General features: G+C 75.1%; 11 protein-coding genes. 6 read left to right on the top strand and 5 right to left on the bottom strand.

The window, feature by feature from the left end; genetic code table 11:
* Positions 1 to 104 precede the first annotated feature (104 nt).
* Positions 105 to 1,556: a GNAT family N-acetyltransferase gene (locus tag ACIBG6_RS00445; protein ID WP_399220231.1), complete on the top strand. Its 1,452-nt coding sequence runs from the start codon at positions 105 to 107 to the stop codon at positions 1,554 to 1,556.
* Here ACIBG6_RS00445 and ACIBG6_RS00440 read toward each other — a convergent pair.
* On the bottom strand, positions 1,465 to 2,694 hold the full coding sequence (locus tag ACIBG6_RS00440; RefSeq protein WP_399220230.1) for a trans-sulfuration enzyme family protein: 1,230 nt from the start codon (positions 2,692 to 2,694) through the stop codon (positions 1,465 to 1,467). The two genes, ACIBG6_RS00445 and ACIBG6_RS00440, sit on opposite strands and share 92 nt — an antisense overlap.
* A 59-nt stretch (positions 2,695 to 2,753) precedes the next feature.
* Here ACIBG6_RS00440 and ACIBG6_RS00435 point away from each other — a divergent pair, with 59 nt between their 5' ends.
* From ACIBG6_RS00435 to ACIBG6_RS00425, 3 genes are all read left to right on the top strand, one after another.
* A complete protein-coding gene (locus tag ACIBG6_RS00435) occupies positions 2,754 to 3,251 on the top strand; it encodes an Lrp/AsnC family transcriptional regulator (RefSeq protein WP_189513211.1) in 498 nt (165 codons plus the stop codon).
* Positions 3,252 to 3,299: 48 nt separating this feature from the next.
* Complete coding sequence (locus ACIBG6_RS00430) at positions 3,300 to 5,003, top strand: DUF885 domain-containing protein (protein WP_399220229.1); 1,704 nt, start codon at positions 3,300 to 3,302, stop codon at positions 5,001 to 5,003.
* An 88-nt stretch (positions 5,004 to 5,091) separates the two neighbouring features.
* A complete protein-coding gene (locus ACIBG6_RS00425) occupies positions 5,092 to 5,541 on the top strand; it encodes an Lrp/AsnC family transcriptional regulator (RefSeq protein WP_399220228.1) in 450 nt (149 codons plus the stop codon).
* Here the strand turns inward: ACIBG6_RS00425 and ACIBG6_RS00420 are convergent.
* From ACIBG6_RS00420 to ACIBG6_RS00405, 4 genes are all read right to left on the bottom strand, one after another.
* Complete coding sequence (locus tag ACIBG6_RS00420; RefSeq protein WP_399220227.1) at positions 5,531 to 8,590, bottom strand: AAA family ATPase; 3,060 nt, start codon at positions 8,588 to 8,590, stop codon at positions 5,531 to 5,533. The genes ACIBG6_RS00425 and ACIBG6_RS00420 overlap by 11 nt on opposite strands.
* A complete protein-coding gene (locus ACIBG6_RS00415; protein WP_399220226.1) occupies positions 8,587 to 9,756 on the bottom strand; it encodes an exonuclease SbcCD subunit D in 1,170 nt (389 codons plus the stop codon). The genes ACIBG6_RS00420 and ACIBG6_RS00415 overlap by 4 nt, the downstream gene beginning before the upstream one ends.
* A gap of 158 nt (positions 9,757 to 9,914) precedes the next feature.
* Complete coding sequence (locus tag ACIBG6_RS00410) at positions 9,915 to 10,541, bottom strand: YigZ family protein (protein ID WP_399220225.1); 627 nt, start codon at positions 10,539 to 10,541, stop codon at positions 9,915 to 9,917.
* Positions 10,542 to 10,550: 9 nt separating this feature from the next.
* Positions 10,551 to 12,125, bottom strand: a complete 1,575-nt coding sequence (locus ACIBG6_RS00405; RefSeq protein WP_399220224.1) for a PucR family transcriptional regulator — start codon at positions 12,123 to 12,125, stop codon at positions 10,551 to 10,553.
* Positions 12,126 to 12,312: 187 nt separating this feature from the next.
* Here ACIBG6_RS00405 and ACIBG6_RS00400 point away from each other — a divergent pair, with 187 nt between their 5' ends.
* Together ACIBG6_RS00400 and ACIBG6_RS00395 are read left to right on the top strand one after the other, a co-directional pair.
* Positions 12,313 to 13,872 carry a long-chain fatty acid--CoA ligase gene (locus tag ACIBG6_RS00400; RefSeq protein WP_399220223.1) on the top strand — a complete coding sequence of 520 codons (1,560 nt, stop codon included), beginning with the start codon at positions 12,313 to 12,315 and terminating at the stop codon, positions 13,870 to 13,872.
* Between the two features lie 31 nt (positions 13,873 to 13,903).
* Positions 13,904 to 15,427 carry a carboxylesterase/lipase family protein gene (locus ACIBG6_RS00395; RefSeq protein WP_399220221.1) on the top strand — a complete coding sequence of 508 codons (1,524 nt, stop codon included), beginning with the start codon at positions 13,904 to 13,906 and terminating at the stop codon, positions 15,425 to 15,427.
* Positions 15,428 to 15,448: the final 21 nt, after the last annotated feature.

Here is a 15,448-nt window from a genome sequence, read left to right as displayed (position 1 = left end):
GACCCAAACGGTCTGAATCGGCCTCTAAGGCACCAGATCGGCGCTTAACCCGTCAGTCACAAAACGTTCGTGATCACGCAACACCACTGGGTCACAGTGAAGCCATGACCGATGTGACGTCTTCGAAGAGCACCCGCCGCCCGCACCACTGGCGGCACGACCTGATCGAGCTCGCCGCCCTGTTCACCGCCGTGGTGGTGGCCGACACGATCGCCAAGACCATCGCCAAGGGGCCCGACGGCCACTACCTCCTGGTGTTCTCGGCGATCGCGCTGGCCGCCACCGCCGCCTTCCACACGTGGTGGGCGCGGCGGGGCAGTCATGCCAGCCATGCACCGCCCCCCGGGGCCACCAGCGGTGACTCCGGCGGGCGCTCCACCACGGCTCCGTCGGCCGACGCCCACGCCGGCGCGGAGGACGCCCCGCGGCCGCCCGTCGAGACGGTCCTGTGGCGCATGCGGACCACCGTCGAGGACACCCCGGGCAGCCTCGCCGCCCTGTGCACGGTCCTCGCCCGGCTGGGCGTCGACATCCTCACCCTCCAGACCCACCCGCTCGCCCGGGGCACGGTCGACGAGTTCCTGCTGCGCGCCCCCGCCGACCTCTCCGCCCAGGCCCTCGCCCGCGAGACCGCGGCGGCCGGCGGCACCGACACCTGGACCGAGCGGGCCGACGCCCACGATCTGGTCGACACCCCCACGCGGGTTCTCGGCCTCGCCACCCGTACGGCGCTCGACGCCGCCGAACTGCCGCTCGCGCTGCGCCAGCTCCTCGGCCGCTGCACGCTCCACTCCGTCCCCGCGCTCTCCCTCACCGGGCGTCCCCTCGGCGAACAGGCCCCGGTCGAAGGGGTCCTGGAGGAGACCGTGATGCGGCTGCGCGACCCGCACGGCGGCACGCTCATCGTCGAGCGGCCCTATCTGCCCTTCACCCCGACCGAGTTCGCCCGCGCCCGCGCGCTCGTCGAGCTCGACGCCCGGCTCGGCCCGCGCCTCCCGCGCAGCCAGGACGTGCTGACCCTGCCGGAGGGCAACGAGATCACCGTCCGCCGCGCGGACCAGCGCGACCTGCGCGCCGCGCGGGCGATGCACGACCGCTGCTCGGCACGCACCCTCGGCCTGCGCTACCACGGCCCGGTCGGCGACGCCGACCGCTACCTCGACCACCTGCTCAGCCCCCGCTTCGGGCGCACGCTCGCCGTGCAGACGGCCTCCGGCCGGCTCGTCGCCCTCGGCCACCTCCTGTGGGACGGCGACGAGACCGAGGTCGCCCTGATGGTCGAGGACGACTGGCAGCGGCGGGGCATCGGATCCGAGCTCCTCGGCCGGCTTGTGGCCATGGCCGAGGAGGCCGGCTGCGAGAGCGTGTACGCCGTGACCCAGGCGTCCAACACCGGGATGGTGGCCGCCATGCGGGCACTGCAGCTCCCCCTCGACTACCAGATCGAGGAGGGCACCCTCGTCATCACCGCGCGGCTGGCCACGGAACCGCGCCAGAGCCTTCGCTCGCCGTCGCCGTCACTGCCTCACGAGGAGGTCCGGCGGGCGGAGCGCTGAGTGCCTGCGTCAGGTCCCGCCACAGGTCCTCGACGTCCTCCAGGCCGACCGACATGCGCAGCAGCCGGTCGCTGACGCCCGCCGAGCGCCGGTCTCCCTCGGCCACGATCCGGTGGCTGATGGAGGCCGGGTGCTGGATGAGGGTGTCGACGCTGCCGAGGCTGACCGCCGGGGTGATCAGCCGGACTCCGGCGATCACGTCGTGCGGGTCCCCGTAGACCTCGAAGGCGATCATCGCGCCGCCGATCCGCGGATAGTGGACGCGGGCGATCCGGGGGTCGGTGGCCAGTCGCCGGACGAGCTCCGCGGCCGAGGAGGACGCCGCCCTGACCCGTACCGGGAGGGTGGAGAGACCGCGCAGCAGCAGGTAGCCGGCGAGCGGGTGGAGCACTCCGCCGGTGGCGAACCGGACCTGGCGGAGGGTACGGGCGAACTCCTCGTCGCAAGCGACGATCCCGCCCATGACGTCGCCGTGCCCGCCCAGGTACTTGGTCGCGCTGTGCAGCACGATCCGCGCGCCCTGCTCGACCGGGCGCTGGAGGACCGGCGTGGCGAAGGTGTTGTCGACGAGCAGCGGCACGGAGCCGCAGGAGTGGGCGATGGCGCGGATGTCGGCCTCGGCGAGGGTCGGGTTCGCCGGGGACTCGACCATGACGAGACCCGTGTCGGGGCGTATCGCGTCCGCGATGCCCGCCGGGTCGGTCCAGGTCACCTCGGTGCCGAGGAGCCCGGCCTCCAGGAGGTGGTCGCTGCAGCCGTACAGCGGACGGACCGCGACGACATGGCGCAGTCCCTGGCTCGCCCGGGCGAGGAGGACGGCGGTGAAGGCCGCCATGCCGCTGGCGAAGGCCACGGCGGACTCGGCGCCCTCCAGGCGGGCGAGGGCCTCCTCGAAACGGGCCACGGTGGGGTTGTCGAGCCGGGCGTAGACGGGCGGACCGTCGAGCCGGGCGCCCGTGGTGGCGAACTCGTCGATGCGGGCGGCCTCGGCCCGGGCGTCGTACGAGGGGTAGGTGGTCGACAGGTCGAGCGGCGGGGCGTGCACTCCGAGCGTGGCGAGGTCCTCGCGGCCGGCGTGCACGGCTTCGGTGGCGAGCGCCCTCGGGGTGGCCGAGGGGTCGCGGTCCATGGCGTCCATGGCGGCACTGTGAACGTTTACCGGAAGGTAGCGGGAACAGGCCGTGCTACGTTCGACCGATGGCCGAATCTGTCGTACTGGACGCGGTCGATCTGCACATTCTTCGCCTCCTGCAGAACGACGCCCGGACCACCTATCGCGAGCTCGCCGCCGAGGTCGGCGTGGCGCCCTCGACCTGCCTGGACCGAGTGGCCCGCCTGCGCCGCACGGGCGTGATCCTCGGTCACCAGCTACGACTGGATCCGGCCAAACTCGGCCGAGGGCTGGAAGCCCTTCTCCTCGTACAGGTCCGGCCCCATCGGCGGGAACTGATCGGTCCGTTCGTCGACCGGATCCGGGCCCTTCCCGAGTCCCGGGCGCTCTTCCATCTGACGGGCCCCGACGACTACCTGGTCCACGTGGCCGTGGCGGACCCCGCCGACCTGCAACGACTCGTGCTCGACGAGTTCACGTCACGCCGCGAGGTGGCCCGGGTCGAGACCCGGCTGATCTTCCAGCAGTGGGAGTGCGGCCCGCTCCTGCCGCCCTCCGCGGGCCCTTCCTTGTCGGCCGACTGAGATCGAACGAGGGTGACGGGGCCCGCGGGAGAGGCCAGGATGGCCCCCATGCCAGAGACTTCCAGCAGCCCGCTGCCCCGCCAGGTCGCCGACGCCCACGTCGACGCACTCATCGCCCTCGACCCGATCACCGGTACGTACCTGGGAGTCAAGGAGAGCGCCGGTCGTCTGCCCGACTTCTCGCCCGCCGGGCAGAAGACCGTGGCCGACCTCGCCCGGCGCACGCTCGCCGCCCTCGACGCGGCGGAGCGCGTCGCCGGCGCCGAGAGCGACGCGGAGCAGCGGTGCGCCCGGCTGCTGCGGGAACGCCTCATGGCCGAACTCGCCGTGTACGAGGCCGACGAGGGCCTCTGCACGGTCAGCAACATGCGGTCGCCCGCCCACAGCGTGCGGATCGTCTTCACCATGATGCCGACGGAGACCGCGGAGGACTGGACGGCGGTCGCCACCCGGCTGCGGGCCGTCCCCGCCGCTCTGGAGGGCTACCGCTCCGCGCTCGCGCTCGGCCTGGAGCGCAAGCTCTTCGCCGGGCCGCGCCCGACCGCCACGTTCGTCGGCCAGCTCACCGAGTGGGCGGGCGGGGAGAGCGGTGGGCGGGGCTGGTTCGAGGAGTTCGCCGCGGTCTGTCCCGACGCGCTGCCCGAGGAGCTCAGGACCGAGCTCGCGGTGGCGTCCCGGGGCGCGACCGAGGCGGTGGCGGCGCTGCGGGACTGGATGCGGGACGTGTACGCGCCGACCGTCGCGGACGCGCCGAACACGGTGGGCCGTGAGCGCTACCAGCGCTGGACCCGCTACTTCAACGGCACCGACCTGGACCTCGACCAGGCGTACGCGTACGGCTGGGCCGAGTACCACCGGCTGCTCGGCGAGATGCGGTCCGAGGCCGAGCGGATCCTGCCCGGCGCGGGCCCCTGGGAGGCCCTCGCCCACCTCGACGAGCACGGCACGCACGTCGAGGGCGTGGAGGAGGTACGGGTCTGGCTCCAGGGGCTGATGGACGAGGCCATCGAAGCGCTCGACGGCACCCACTTCGAACTGGCCGACCGCGTACGGCGGGTGGAGTCCCGGATCGCCCCGCCCGGCGGCGCCGCCGCGCCGTACTACACCGGACCGTCCGAGGACTTCTCGCGCCCCGGCCGCACCTGGCTGCCGGTGGACGGCACGACCCGCTTCCCCGTCTACGACATGGTGTCGACCTGGTACCACGAGGGCGTTCCTGGCCATCACCTCCAGATCGCGCAGTGGGTGCACGTCGCCGACCGGCTCTCCCGCTACCAGGCGACCATCGGCAAGGTGAGTGCCAACATGGAGGGCTGGGCCCTGTACGCGGAGCGGCTGATGGACGAGCTCGGCTTCCTGCCCGACGCGGAGCGGCGCCTCGGCTATCTCGACGGCCAGATGATGCGCGCGTGCCGGGTGATCGTCGACATCGGCATGCACCTCGGCCTGGAGATCCCGGCGGACTCGCCGTTCCGGCCGGGCGAGCGCTGGACCCCGGAGCTCGCGCAGGAGTTCTTCCAGCGGCACAGCAGCCGCCCGCCGGCCTTCGTGGAGAGCGAGATGACCCGCTACCTCTCGATGCCGGGCCAGGCGATCGGCTACAAGCTGGGCGAGCGTGCCTGGCTGCTCGGGCGGGCCAACGCGCGGGCCGCGCACGGCGAGGCGTTCGACGCGAAGGCCTGGCACATGGCGGCCCTCTCGCAGGGCCCGCTGGGCCTCGACGACCTGGTCGACGAGCTGTCGCGGCTCTGAGGGGCGTCGACACCAGGCCCGTACCACCGCGTGAGAATCCCCGGCCGCTCGGTTGATCGGCCGGGGATTCCCCTGCTATTCCTGCCGTATGACCACCGAGTACACCCCTGACGCCACCGACTGGCGCATTCTCGAAGCCCTCCAGTCCGAGGGCCGGGCCAGCTTCGCCGAACTGGCCCGCGCCGTGTCGATGTCGCCGTCCGCGGTGACGGAGCGGGTGCGGCGACTGGAGGACGCCGGGGTGATCGCCGGGTACACGGCGATCGTCGACCAGGACCGGCTCGGTCTGCCCATCCTCGCCTTCGTACGGCTGCGCTACCCGCACGGCAACTACAAGCCGTTCCACGACCTCCTGGCCGTCACGCCGGAGGTCCTGGAGGCCCACCACGTGACGGGCGACGACTGCTTCGTCCTCAAGGTCGCCGCCCGTTCCATGAAGCACCTGGAGGAGATCTCCGGGAAGATCGCCTCGCTCGGCTCGGTGACGACGAGCGTCGTCTACTCCTCGCCGCTGCCCCGGCGCTCCATCAGCCGCTGAGCGCGTCCCCGCCGGTGCGCAGCCGCACCGCCGAGCCGTGCCGGGCCTTGACGACCTCCAGTTGGGCCGGGATGCGGCGGCGCAGGTCGCCGACATGGCTGACGATGCCGACGCTGCGGTCGCGCTCGCGCAGCGAGTCGAGGACGTCGAGGACCTCGTCGAGCGTCTGCTCGTCGAGGCTGCCGAACCCCTCGTCGATGAAGAGGGTGTCGAGCCGGACGCCGCCCGCCTCGTCCGTGACGACGTCGGCGAGGCCGAGGGCGAGGGCCAGAGAGGCGAAGAAGGTCTCGCCGCCGGAGAGCGTGGCGGTGTCGCGCTCGTTGCCCGTCCACGCGTCGACGACGTGCAGCCCGAGGCCGGCCCGCTTGCCGCCGGAGCGGGCGTCGGAGTGGACGAGGGTGTAGCGGCCGGAGGACATGCGCTGGAGGCGGGCGGTCGCGGCGGCGGCGACCTGTTCGAGGCGGGCGGCCAGGACGTACGACTCCAGGCGCATGCGGCGCTCGTTCTCCGCGGACGTGCCGGCGGTGAGGGCGGCGAGCCGGGCCACCCGGTCGTACTCCTCGCGGAGCGGCCCGAGCCGGCGGACCTCGGTGCCGGCCTGCCGGGAGAGGCCGGTCAGGCCGGTCGCCCGCTCGCGGGCCGCCGCCAGGTCGGACGCGGACTGCCGGAGCGCGCGTTCGGCCGCCGTGTGGGCGGCAGCGGCGGCCGCCGGGTCGGCGGGCGGGAGTGCGGCCGCCGCGGCGGTGCCGGGTTCGGCGAGCCGGTCCGCGACGGCGGCCGCCTCGGCCTGCCAGGCGTCCACGCGCTGCTGGAGGCCGCGGCGTTCGGCCTCGCCGACGAGGGCGTCGCGGGCCTCGGCCGGGGTGGCGAAGCCCGCGCGGTAGGCGGCGTCGGCGAGCCGGTCGTCGGCCTCCTTGAGGCGCTGCGCGGCGAGTTCGGCGGTGCGTACGGTCGCGGCGGCCTCGACCAGGACGGCGATCTGCCGCTCCAGGCGGGTGGCGTGCTCGGCGACGCTGCCGAACGCACCGCGTCCGCGCACGAGTTCCTCGTCGAGTGTGGCCTGCTCCCCTTCCAGGGCCTCGCGGCGCGAGGTGCGCGCGGCGACCCGCCGCTCGGCCTCCCGCTGCGCGGAGACCCGCTCCTCGTACTCCCGCTCGGCCCGCGCGAGCGCCTCCCGGGCGCCGTGCGTCTGCCCGGCGAGCGCGTGCGCCGCACCGTGCAGGCGGGTCAACTCCTCGACTTCTCGGGCGAGTTCGCCGACCGTGGGATCCGCTGCGGTCACACCGGTCGTGGGGCCGGCGTCGTCCGCCGCCGGCAGGACCTCCGCGCGGGCCGCGGACCAGGCCTCCCGGGTGACGGCCAGCTCACGTTCGACGGCGGTACGGGCCTCGTCGGCGCGGGTGTAGGCCGCGTAGGCGGCGTCCTCCGTGGCGCGGTCGACGTGGTCGGCGGTGGTGCGGGCCGGGGCCGGGTGGGCCGTGGAGCCGCAGACCTGGCAGGCGTCGCCCTCGGTGAGGGTGGCTGCGAGCTCGGCGGCGATGCCCCGCAGCCGACGGGACTTGACGTCGAGCCAGGTCTCGTGGGCGGTGTTCCGGTGCTCACGGGCGTCCGTGAGCCGCGCCTCGGCGGCCGCCGTGTCCCGCTCCAGGGCGTCGCGGCGGCGGGCCGCGGCGAGGCGGCGGCGGGCGGGCTCCAGGCGCCCGGCGAGGTGCTCGGCGCGGGCGGCGGCGTCCGTGGCGGCCTCGACGCGCTCGGCGAGGGCGGTCCTGCGGGGTTCCCAGTCGGCGAGCCAGTCGGCCGCGTCCTGGAGGGCGTCCTCGTCGGCGCGGGCCTCGCGCGCCAGTGCGGCGCGCTCCTCGGCGAGCGCGGCGGCGCGGCGCTCGGCGCGGCGGGCCGCGTCGAGTCCGCCGAGCTCCCCGCGCAGCCGGTGTTCGAGGGCGGAGAGGTGCTCGGCCCCCTCGTCGGCGAGGGCGGGCGGCAGGAGGGCGCGGGAGCGTGCGCGGGCCGCGTGCGCAGTGGCGTGCTCGCGCTCGGCGTCCGTGCGCAGTCCCAGCGCGGGAGCGACGCGCTCGGCCTTCAGGGACCGGTCGAGGGCGGCCTGGTGGCGGTCGCGCTCGGGGGCGCGGGCGGTGAGCTGCTCGCGGCGCCGCAGCGCGTCGGCGTGCCGGGCCTGCCGGTCGGCGAGCTCCTTCTCGGCGTCGAGGACCTCGCGGGCGGCGGCCTGTCCGTGCTCGGCGGCGGCGAACCGCACGCCGGCGATGTCCAGGGCCTCCCGGGCCTCGGTGCGGGCGACGGCGGCCCAGGTCAGGACGGCGTCGGCGAGGCCCGGATCGCCGGGGCGCCCCTCGACGGGGGTGCGGGCGGCGTCGAGGCCCCCGGCGGCCTGCGTCATGCGGTGGGCGAGGGTGAGGAGCCGCTCGTCCCCGTCCCGTACCTGCTGCTCGGCGGCGCGCCGGAGGTCGGCGAGGCGCTCCTCGACGGCGGCGAAGCGGCGGGTGTCGAAGAGACGGCCGAGGAGCTTGCCGCGGGCCTCGGCGTCGGCGCGCAGGAACTTCGCGAAGTCGCCCTGCGGGAGGAGGACGACCTGGCAGAACTGCTCGCGGCTCATGCCGACGAGCTGGGTGATCTCCTCGCCGATCTCCTGGTGGGAGCGGCTGAGCCCGGCCCACTCGCCGGTGGCCGGGTCGTACTGGCGGAGCCAGGTCTGGGCCTTCTCGGTGGTGAAGCCGCCGCCGCGCTTCTTGGGCCGCTGCTGGGCGGGGCGGCGGGTGATCTCCAGGCGCCGCTCCCCCACGGTCAGTTCGAGGAGGACCTCGGTGTACGTGCCGACGGGCGCGTGGTCGCTGCGCAGGGAGGCGCCGGGGCTCTGGCGGACGCCGGGCACGCTGCCGTACAGGGCGAAGCAGACGGCGTCGAGGACGGAGGTCTTCCCGGCGCCGGTCGGGCCGTGGAGGAGGAAGAGACCGGCGGAGGAGAGGGTGTCGAAGTCGACCGTCTGCGTGGTGCCGAAGGGCCCGAACGCGGTGATCTCCAGGCGGTGCAGCCTCACCGGCCCACCTCGCGCTCGGCCGAGTCGACCCGTACGTCGTCGAACGCGCCGTACAGCACCGTCCGCTCCGGGCCGTCGAGCCCCGCGCCGCCGCGTACGTGGGCCACGAAGTCCTCCGCGATCTGCTGGTCGCTGCGGTCCCGGAGCCGCTGGGCGTAGGAGGCGTCGGGGCCGCCCTCGGTGCGCTCCGGGTCGAAGACGAGGTTCAGGGTGTGCGGGAAGCGCTCGACGAGCCGCGCCATGGGATCGGCGGGGCGTACGGGGTCGGTGAGGGTGGCCTCGACCCAGGACTGCTCGTGGGGCACGAGCGCGGGGTCGTCGAGGAGGTCGTCGAGCCGTCCCCGGATCCGGGCGAGGGGGCGGGGAACGGGGCAGTCGACGCGCTCGGCGGTGCGGACGGCGCCGTCCGCGCCCAGGTCGACGAGCCACATCGTCTTGCGGTGGTCGGCCTCGGAGAAGGAGTACGCGAGCGGGGAGCCGGAGTAGCGCACCCGCGGGGTGAGGGTCTGGCTGCCGTGGAGGTGGCCGAGGGCGACGTAGTCGACGCCGTCGAAGACGCCGGCGGGTACGGCGGCGACGCCGCCGACGGTGATGTCCCGCTCGCTGTCGCTGGCGGCGCCGCCCGCCACGAAGGCGTGGGCGAGGACGACGGAGCGGGTGCCGGCGGGGCGGGCCGCGAGGTCGGCGCGGACCCGGTCCATGGCGGCGGCGAGGACGGCCTCGTGTCCGCCCTTCGGGGCGCCGAGCTGTTCGCGCACGAGGGCCGGTTCGAGGTACGGCAGTCCGTAGAGGGCGACGTCGCCGTGGGCGTCGGTGAGGACGACGGGGGTTCCGATGCCGGCCGGGTCGGTGCGGAGGTGGATGCCCGCCCGCTCGATCAGCCCCGCGCCCACGCCGAGGCGGCGGGCCGAGTCGTGGTTGCCGGAGATCATGACGGTCGGCACGCCGGCCTCGGCGAGGCGGTGGAGGGCCGTGTCGAAGAGCTCGACGGCGGGCAGCGGCGGCACGGCCCGGTCGTAGACGTCCCCGGAGACGAGGACGGCGTCCACCCCGTGCGCGTGGACGGTCGCCACGAGGTGGTCGAGGAACGCGGCCTGGGCTTCGAGGAGCCCGACGCGGTGGAAGGAGCGGCCGAGGTGCCAGTCCGAGGTGTGCAGGAGCCTCACGATGCCGTCCCACCCCGCATGTGTGCCGCTCCTCGCCGCCGGTTCCCGTTCGTGTGCGCCCACCACGCTATCCCGGCCGGGGGTGTGGGTGGGGCCGTACGGGATTCCGGCCGGGGGGCGGCGACGGGGAACGGGGGCGAGCCGGGGGCGGGCGGAGCTCAGGCGTCGCCGTACGCCTCGCCGCCGAGTTCGAGGACGGCCGTGCCCGCCGTGCTGTCGGCGAGCCACGCACGGAAGGCGGGGACGTCGCCGTCCGGGAGGCCGATCTCGATCGTGACGGCCTCCGCGTACCGCACGTCCCGGACGGCGCGGCCGGTGGCCCGCAGGTCGTTCTCCAGTTTCCCGGCCCGCTGGTGGTCGACGGTGACGGTGGCGAGCCGGAAGCGCTGCCGGGTCACCGTGCCGAGCTCGTCGAGGGCCTCCCCGACCACCCCGCCGTACGCGCGGATGAGACCGCCCGCGCCGAGTTTCACGCCCCCGTAGTAGCGGGTGACGACGGCGGCGACGTAACGCATCTCACGGCGCAGGAGCATCTGGAGCATCGGGACGCCCGCCGTGCCGCCGGGCTCGCCGTCGTCGCTCGCCTTCTGCACGGAGGCGTCGGCGCCCAGGACGTACGCGAAGCAGTTGTGCGAGGCGGTGGGGTGCTCCTTGCGGATCCGCGCGACGAAGTCCTGCGCCTCCCGCTCGTCGGCGACGGGGGCGAGCGCGCAGAGGAAGCGCGAGCGGTTGATCTCGGTCTCGTGCACACCCTCGCGGGCCAACGTGCGGTACTGCTCCTGCATCCCGCCAGCCTACGTTCCGTCCGGCTCGTACTCCCCGGCGGCCGGTTCGGGGGCGTCCGCCAGGCCCGCGTACGGCAGCGCGCGGAGCGCGAGGGCCCAGCCGAGGCGGGCCTCGCCGGACTCGCTGGAGCGGCCGGTGAGCTCGGCGATGCGGCCGATGCGGTTGAGGACGGTGTTGCGGTGGCAGTAGAGCAGCTCGGCGGCCCGGGCGGCCGAACAACCGTGGTCCAGCCAGACCCGGAGGGTGGTCAGGAGCGCGGCGCGCTCGCCGCCGGTGGCGAGGACGGGGCCCAGGTGGACGGTGACGATCCGCTCGGCGATGTCGGCGCGCCCGCTGAGGAGCACCTGCGCGAGCCGGTCGTCGAAGGCGGCGACCTCCCCGCTGCCGGCCGGGAGGGTACGGAGGGTCTGCTCGGCGAGCCGGAGGGCGCGGCCGGCGTGGGAGAGCCGCTCGAACTCCGGGGAGATCCCGGCGGTGGCGCCGGTCAGCTCCCGCAGGACGTCGAGGAGGGCGCGCGCGGCCGGGTCGGCGGAGCCCCGGGGGCCGGCGCCCGGCCTGCCGGGGGGCGTGTCGCGGCGCGGCAGCCGGACGATCCCGGCGTACCGGCCGGAGCGGGGCCGCCAGAACGACCACATCCCCTGGGCCTCCAGGACGGGCGCGAGGTGCGGCGGGGCGGCCGGGTCCTGGGCGGCGACCACGACGACGTACCGGTCGCACGCGGGGATGCCGAGCGCGGCGGCCGCGGCCGAGGCGACGGCGGGGTCGTCGGCGCGGCCGTCGAGGAGCGCCTCGAAGAGGGCGACGCGCCGGGTGTCCTGGCGGCTCTGGAGCTCCAGCTGGGCGAGCCGGTACTCGTCGGCCATCGCGACGGAGTAGCGGTCGATCGTCTCCCAGACGCCGCCCGCCATGTCGAGCTCGACGTCCCGGCTGTCGGCCTCCCGGCCGGCCCGGGTCCTGAGGTGCTCCGCCATGACCTGCCAGAGGACCCGGCCGCCGCGCCGGTAGGCCTGGAGGACGGTGTCGAGGGGGACGCCCTGCTCGGCGCGGCGGCGGCCGGTCTGGCGGGCCGCCCGCTCGAAGTCGCCGCCGGTCGGGGCGAGGCCGCCGAAGTCCTCCAGGGCGCGCAGGAGGTTGTCGCGGCAGATCTCCCAGAGGTCGTCACGGGTGACGGGGGCGTCGGAGGCGTACGTACCGGAGTGGGCACGGATGTCGTCGACGGCCCGGTCGGTGAGCCGGTCCACGTCGGCGAGCATCGTCGTGGAGAGGGCGCGCCGGAGCGCGCCGGACCCGGCGGCGGACCCCAGGGGCGTATGGGCTCCGCCGGAGCGCGCGGAACCGGCGCGCGAGACGCCGGGCCGGGCGCCGGCGGGGCGGGCGCCGGCGGGGCGGGGCTCGCCGGCGCGCGGGGCGTCGGCACGGTCGTGACGGTCCGGGCGAAGGGCGTCCACGCGCGAGTCCGAGCGCGGGTCCGGACGGATGGCGTCCACGGGCGGGTCCACGCGCGCGTCCGGGCGCGCGTCCGGGCGCGTGGCCGTCGCGCGGGGTTCGCCGCCGGGGCGGGGGGCGGCCGGGCTGTGCGTCATGGCTCGCACCGTAGCCCCGGGATTTGGCGAATGCCACGGGTCGCGCACGGCAGCGGTGCCACTGCCCACCTCGGTACGGCACATGGTGGGCACCTGCACATGGCATCCGGGCGGTGCGGCGGCGGATTCTGTGCCGTGTCAGCCGATCGTCAACAGCGCTGTTAACCCGGCGTCTCTGGAGCCTTTCATGTCACTGAGCGTCGCCGGCGTCCTGGGCGAGTCCGCCCGCCACTTCCCCGACCGGATCGCGGTCGTCGAGGGCGCGGCCCGGCTCACCTACCGCGAGCTGTGGACGGAGTCGCTGCGCTGCGCCGCCGGGCTGCGGGAGGCGGGCCTGAAGCCGGGCGACCGGCTGGCTGTGCTGCTGCCGAACACGACCGAGTTCCTGCGCGTGTACTACGGCGCGCTGGCGGCCGGCGTGACCGTCGTGCCGGTGCACGCGCTGCTCGTCGCCGACGAGGTGCGGTACGTCCTGGAGCACAGCGGCGCGGTCGGCATCGTGAGCGGCGGGCCGCTGTGGGCGGTGGCCGACGAGGCCGCGCGGGCGGCCGGGGTGCGGGCGTTCCAGGGGGCGCCGTCGGCGGCGGAAGCCCTGCCGGCGGCGGAACCGGCCGATCCGTCGGACGTCGCCGTGATCCTCTACACGAGCGGGACGACGGGCCGCCCCAAGGGAGCCCTGCTGACCCACCTCAACATCGCCATGAACGCCTCGGTGGCCGCGCAGGACCTCCTCGGCCTCGGCGAGGGCGATGTCGTCCTCGGCTGTCTGCCGCTCTTCCACAGCTACGGCCAGACCTGCGCGATGAACGGGACGCTGCGCGGGGGCGCGACGCTCGTGCTCATGCCCCGGTTCAGCGGCCCGGCGGCCCTTGAGGTGCTGGCCGCCGAGGGCGTGACGGTCTTCATGGGGGTGCCGACGATGTACCACGCGCTGGTGGAGGCCGCGGCGGTCTCCGACCGGCGTCCGACGGCCCTGCGCTGCGCCGTCTCGGGCGGCGCGGCCCTCCCGGTCGCCGTCCTGGAGCGCTTCGAGGAGACCTTCCGCACGCAGGTCCTGGAGGGGTACGGCCTGACGGAGACCTCGCCGATCGCCACCTTCAACCAGCCGCACCTCGGCCGCAGGCCGGGGACGGTCGGACACCCTGTGTGGGGCGTGGAGGTGGGGGTCGCGGACGCGGCCGTGGAGCGGGAGATCCTGCTGCTCGCGGACGGCGAGGTCGGCGAGGTCGTGGTGCGCGGGCACAACGTCTTCGCGGGCTACCTCGACGACGCCGAGGCGACGGCGGCGGCGATCGTTGACGGCTGGTTCCGTACGGGCGACCTGGGCGTCCTGGACGAGGGCGGCTTCCTGCGGATCGTGGACCGGAAGAAGGACCTGGTCATCCGGGGCGGCTTCAACATCTACCCGCGCGAGGTCGAGGAGGTGCTCGTGCGCCATCCGTCGGTCTCGGAGGTCGCGGTGATCGGCGTCCCCGACGAGGCGAAGGGCGAGGAGGTGTGCGCGGTGGTGGTACGCCGGGACGGCGCCGCCCCGCTCTCCGAGGAGGAGCTCGTGGAGTGGTCGCGGGAGCGCCTCGGCCGCCACAAGTACCCCCGGATCGTGCGCTTCGTGGAGGCGCTGCCGCTCGGCCCGACCGGGAAGGTCCTCAAGCGCGCACTGGTGATGCAGCCTGAGGAGCCGGAGTACCCGTCCCGGTCGGCGCCGGGCATCCGGACGGCACGCCGACCCATCATCCGGACGGTGTGATCACCGTCGACCCGAGGGAAGGGCTGAATCGATGGCGGAGAACGCTTCGGACGTTTCGGAGCGGGTTCAGGACGGTCCTGATGCCCGTACACGGGGCGGGGCGCTGCGCGGCACCCTGAAGGACGGCGTGGCCGCCTTCCTCGGCATCCCCTACGCGCAGGCTCCCGTCGGGGCGCTGCGCTTCCGCGTGCCGGAACCGGCCGCGCCCTGGGAGGGGGTCAGGGAGGCCACGGCCTTCGGGCCGACGGCGCCGAAGCGCCCGTACGCCCCGCCGCTCGACGCGCTGCTCCCCGACCCCGACGTGGAGGGCGACGACTGCCTCAACCTCAACGTGTGGGCGCCGTGGGGTGCTTCGGGACCGGCCGGACCGGCGGTGGCGCAGGCCGGGCGGCCGGTCATGGTCTGGATCCACGGCGGGTCGCTGATCCACGGCTCCTCGGCGGTCCCCGTCTACGACGGCACCGCCTTCGCCCGCGACGGCGTGGTCCTCGTGTCGGTCAACTACCGGCTCGGTGTCGAGGGGTTCGGGGTCTTCCCCGACGCGCCCGCCAATCTCGGGCTGCGCGACCAGATCGCGGCGCTGACCTGGGTACGGGAGAACATCGCGGCCTTCGGCGGGGACCCGGAGCGGGTCACCGTCTTCGGCGAGTCGGCCGGCGCGATCTCGATCGCCGCCCTGCTGGCCTCGCCGCTCGCGAAGGGCCTGTTCCGGCGGGCCGTGGTGCAGAGCGGCGCGCCGATCGCCCAGCCGCTCGCCACCGCGCGCCGGACCACGGAGGCCGTGGCCGCGCGGCTCAAGGTGCCGGCGACGGCGGAGGCGTTCGCGCGCGTGGACCCGGAGCTGCTGCTCGCGGCGCAGACCGGGGTGACGGGCAAGGGCTCGCCGCTCACCGGCGGGCACTCCTTCCAGATCGCCGTGGACGGCGAGGTCCTGACGCGCGATCCGGCGGAGGCGCTCGCGGACGGCGCGTCGGCGGAGGTGGATCTGCTCATGGGCACGACCACCGAGGAGTACCGGCTGTGGTTCGTGCCGAGCGGTGTCACCGACCGGGTGGGGCCCTGGGTGCAGCGGCTCCTGCTCCGGAAGGCGAAGGTGCCTGCCCGTACGGCGAAGGTGTACCGCGCGGGGCGGCCGACGGAGAAGCCGGGCGAGGTCCTGGGCGCGCTCGCCACGGACAAGCTGCTGCGGATCCCGCTGAACAGCCTCGCGGACGCCCGGCTGCGCTCCGGAGCACCCGCCGGAACGTATCTGTACGAGTTCGGCTGGCGCTCCCCCGTCCTGGACCTCGGGGCCTGTCACGCGCTCGAACTCGGCTTCGTCTTCGACACGCTCGGCCTGCCCGAGACCCGCGCGCTGACCGGCCCTGAGGCTCCCCAGGAGCTGGCGACGGCGATGCACGCCGCCTGGGTGGCCTTCGCCGCGACGGGCGAGCCGGGCTGGCGCGCGTGGGACGCGGCGCGTCCGGTGATGACCTTCGGGCCGGGCCTTCCGTCCCTGGTCGAGGCGCCGCGCGAGGCCGAACGGCGCGCCTGGGGGTCCCCGGACGCGCTCTGAGGCACCGGCCGGGAATCAGGG

It is taken from the genome of Streptomyces sp. NPDC050842 (assembly GCF_044456565.1).
Classification (GTDB): Bacteria; Actinomycetota; Actinomycetes; order Streptomycetales; family Streptomycetaceae; genus Streptomyces.
This window is presented reverse-complemented; position numbering and strand designations above follow the sequence as displayed.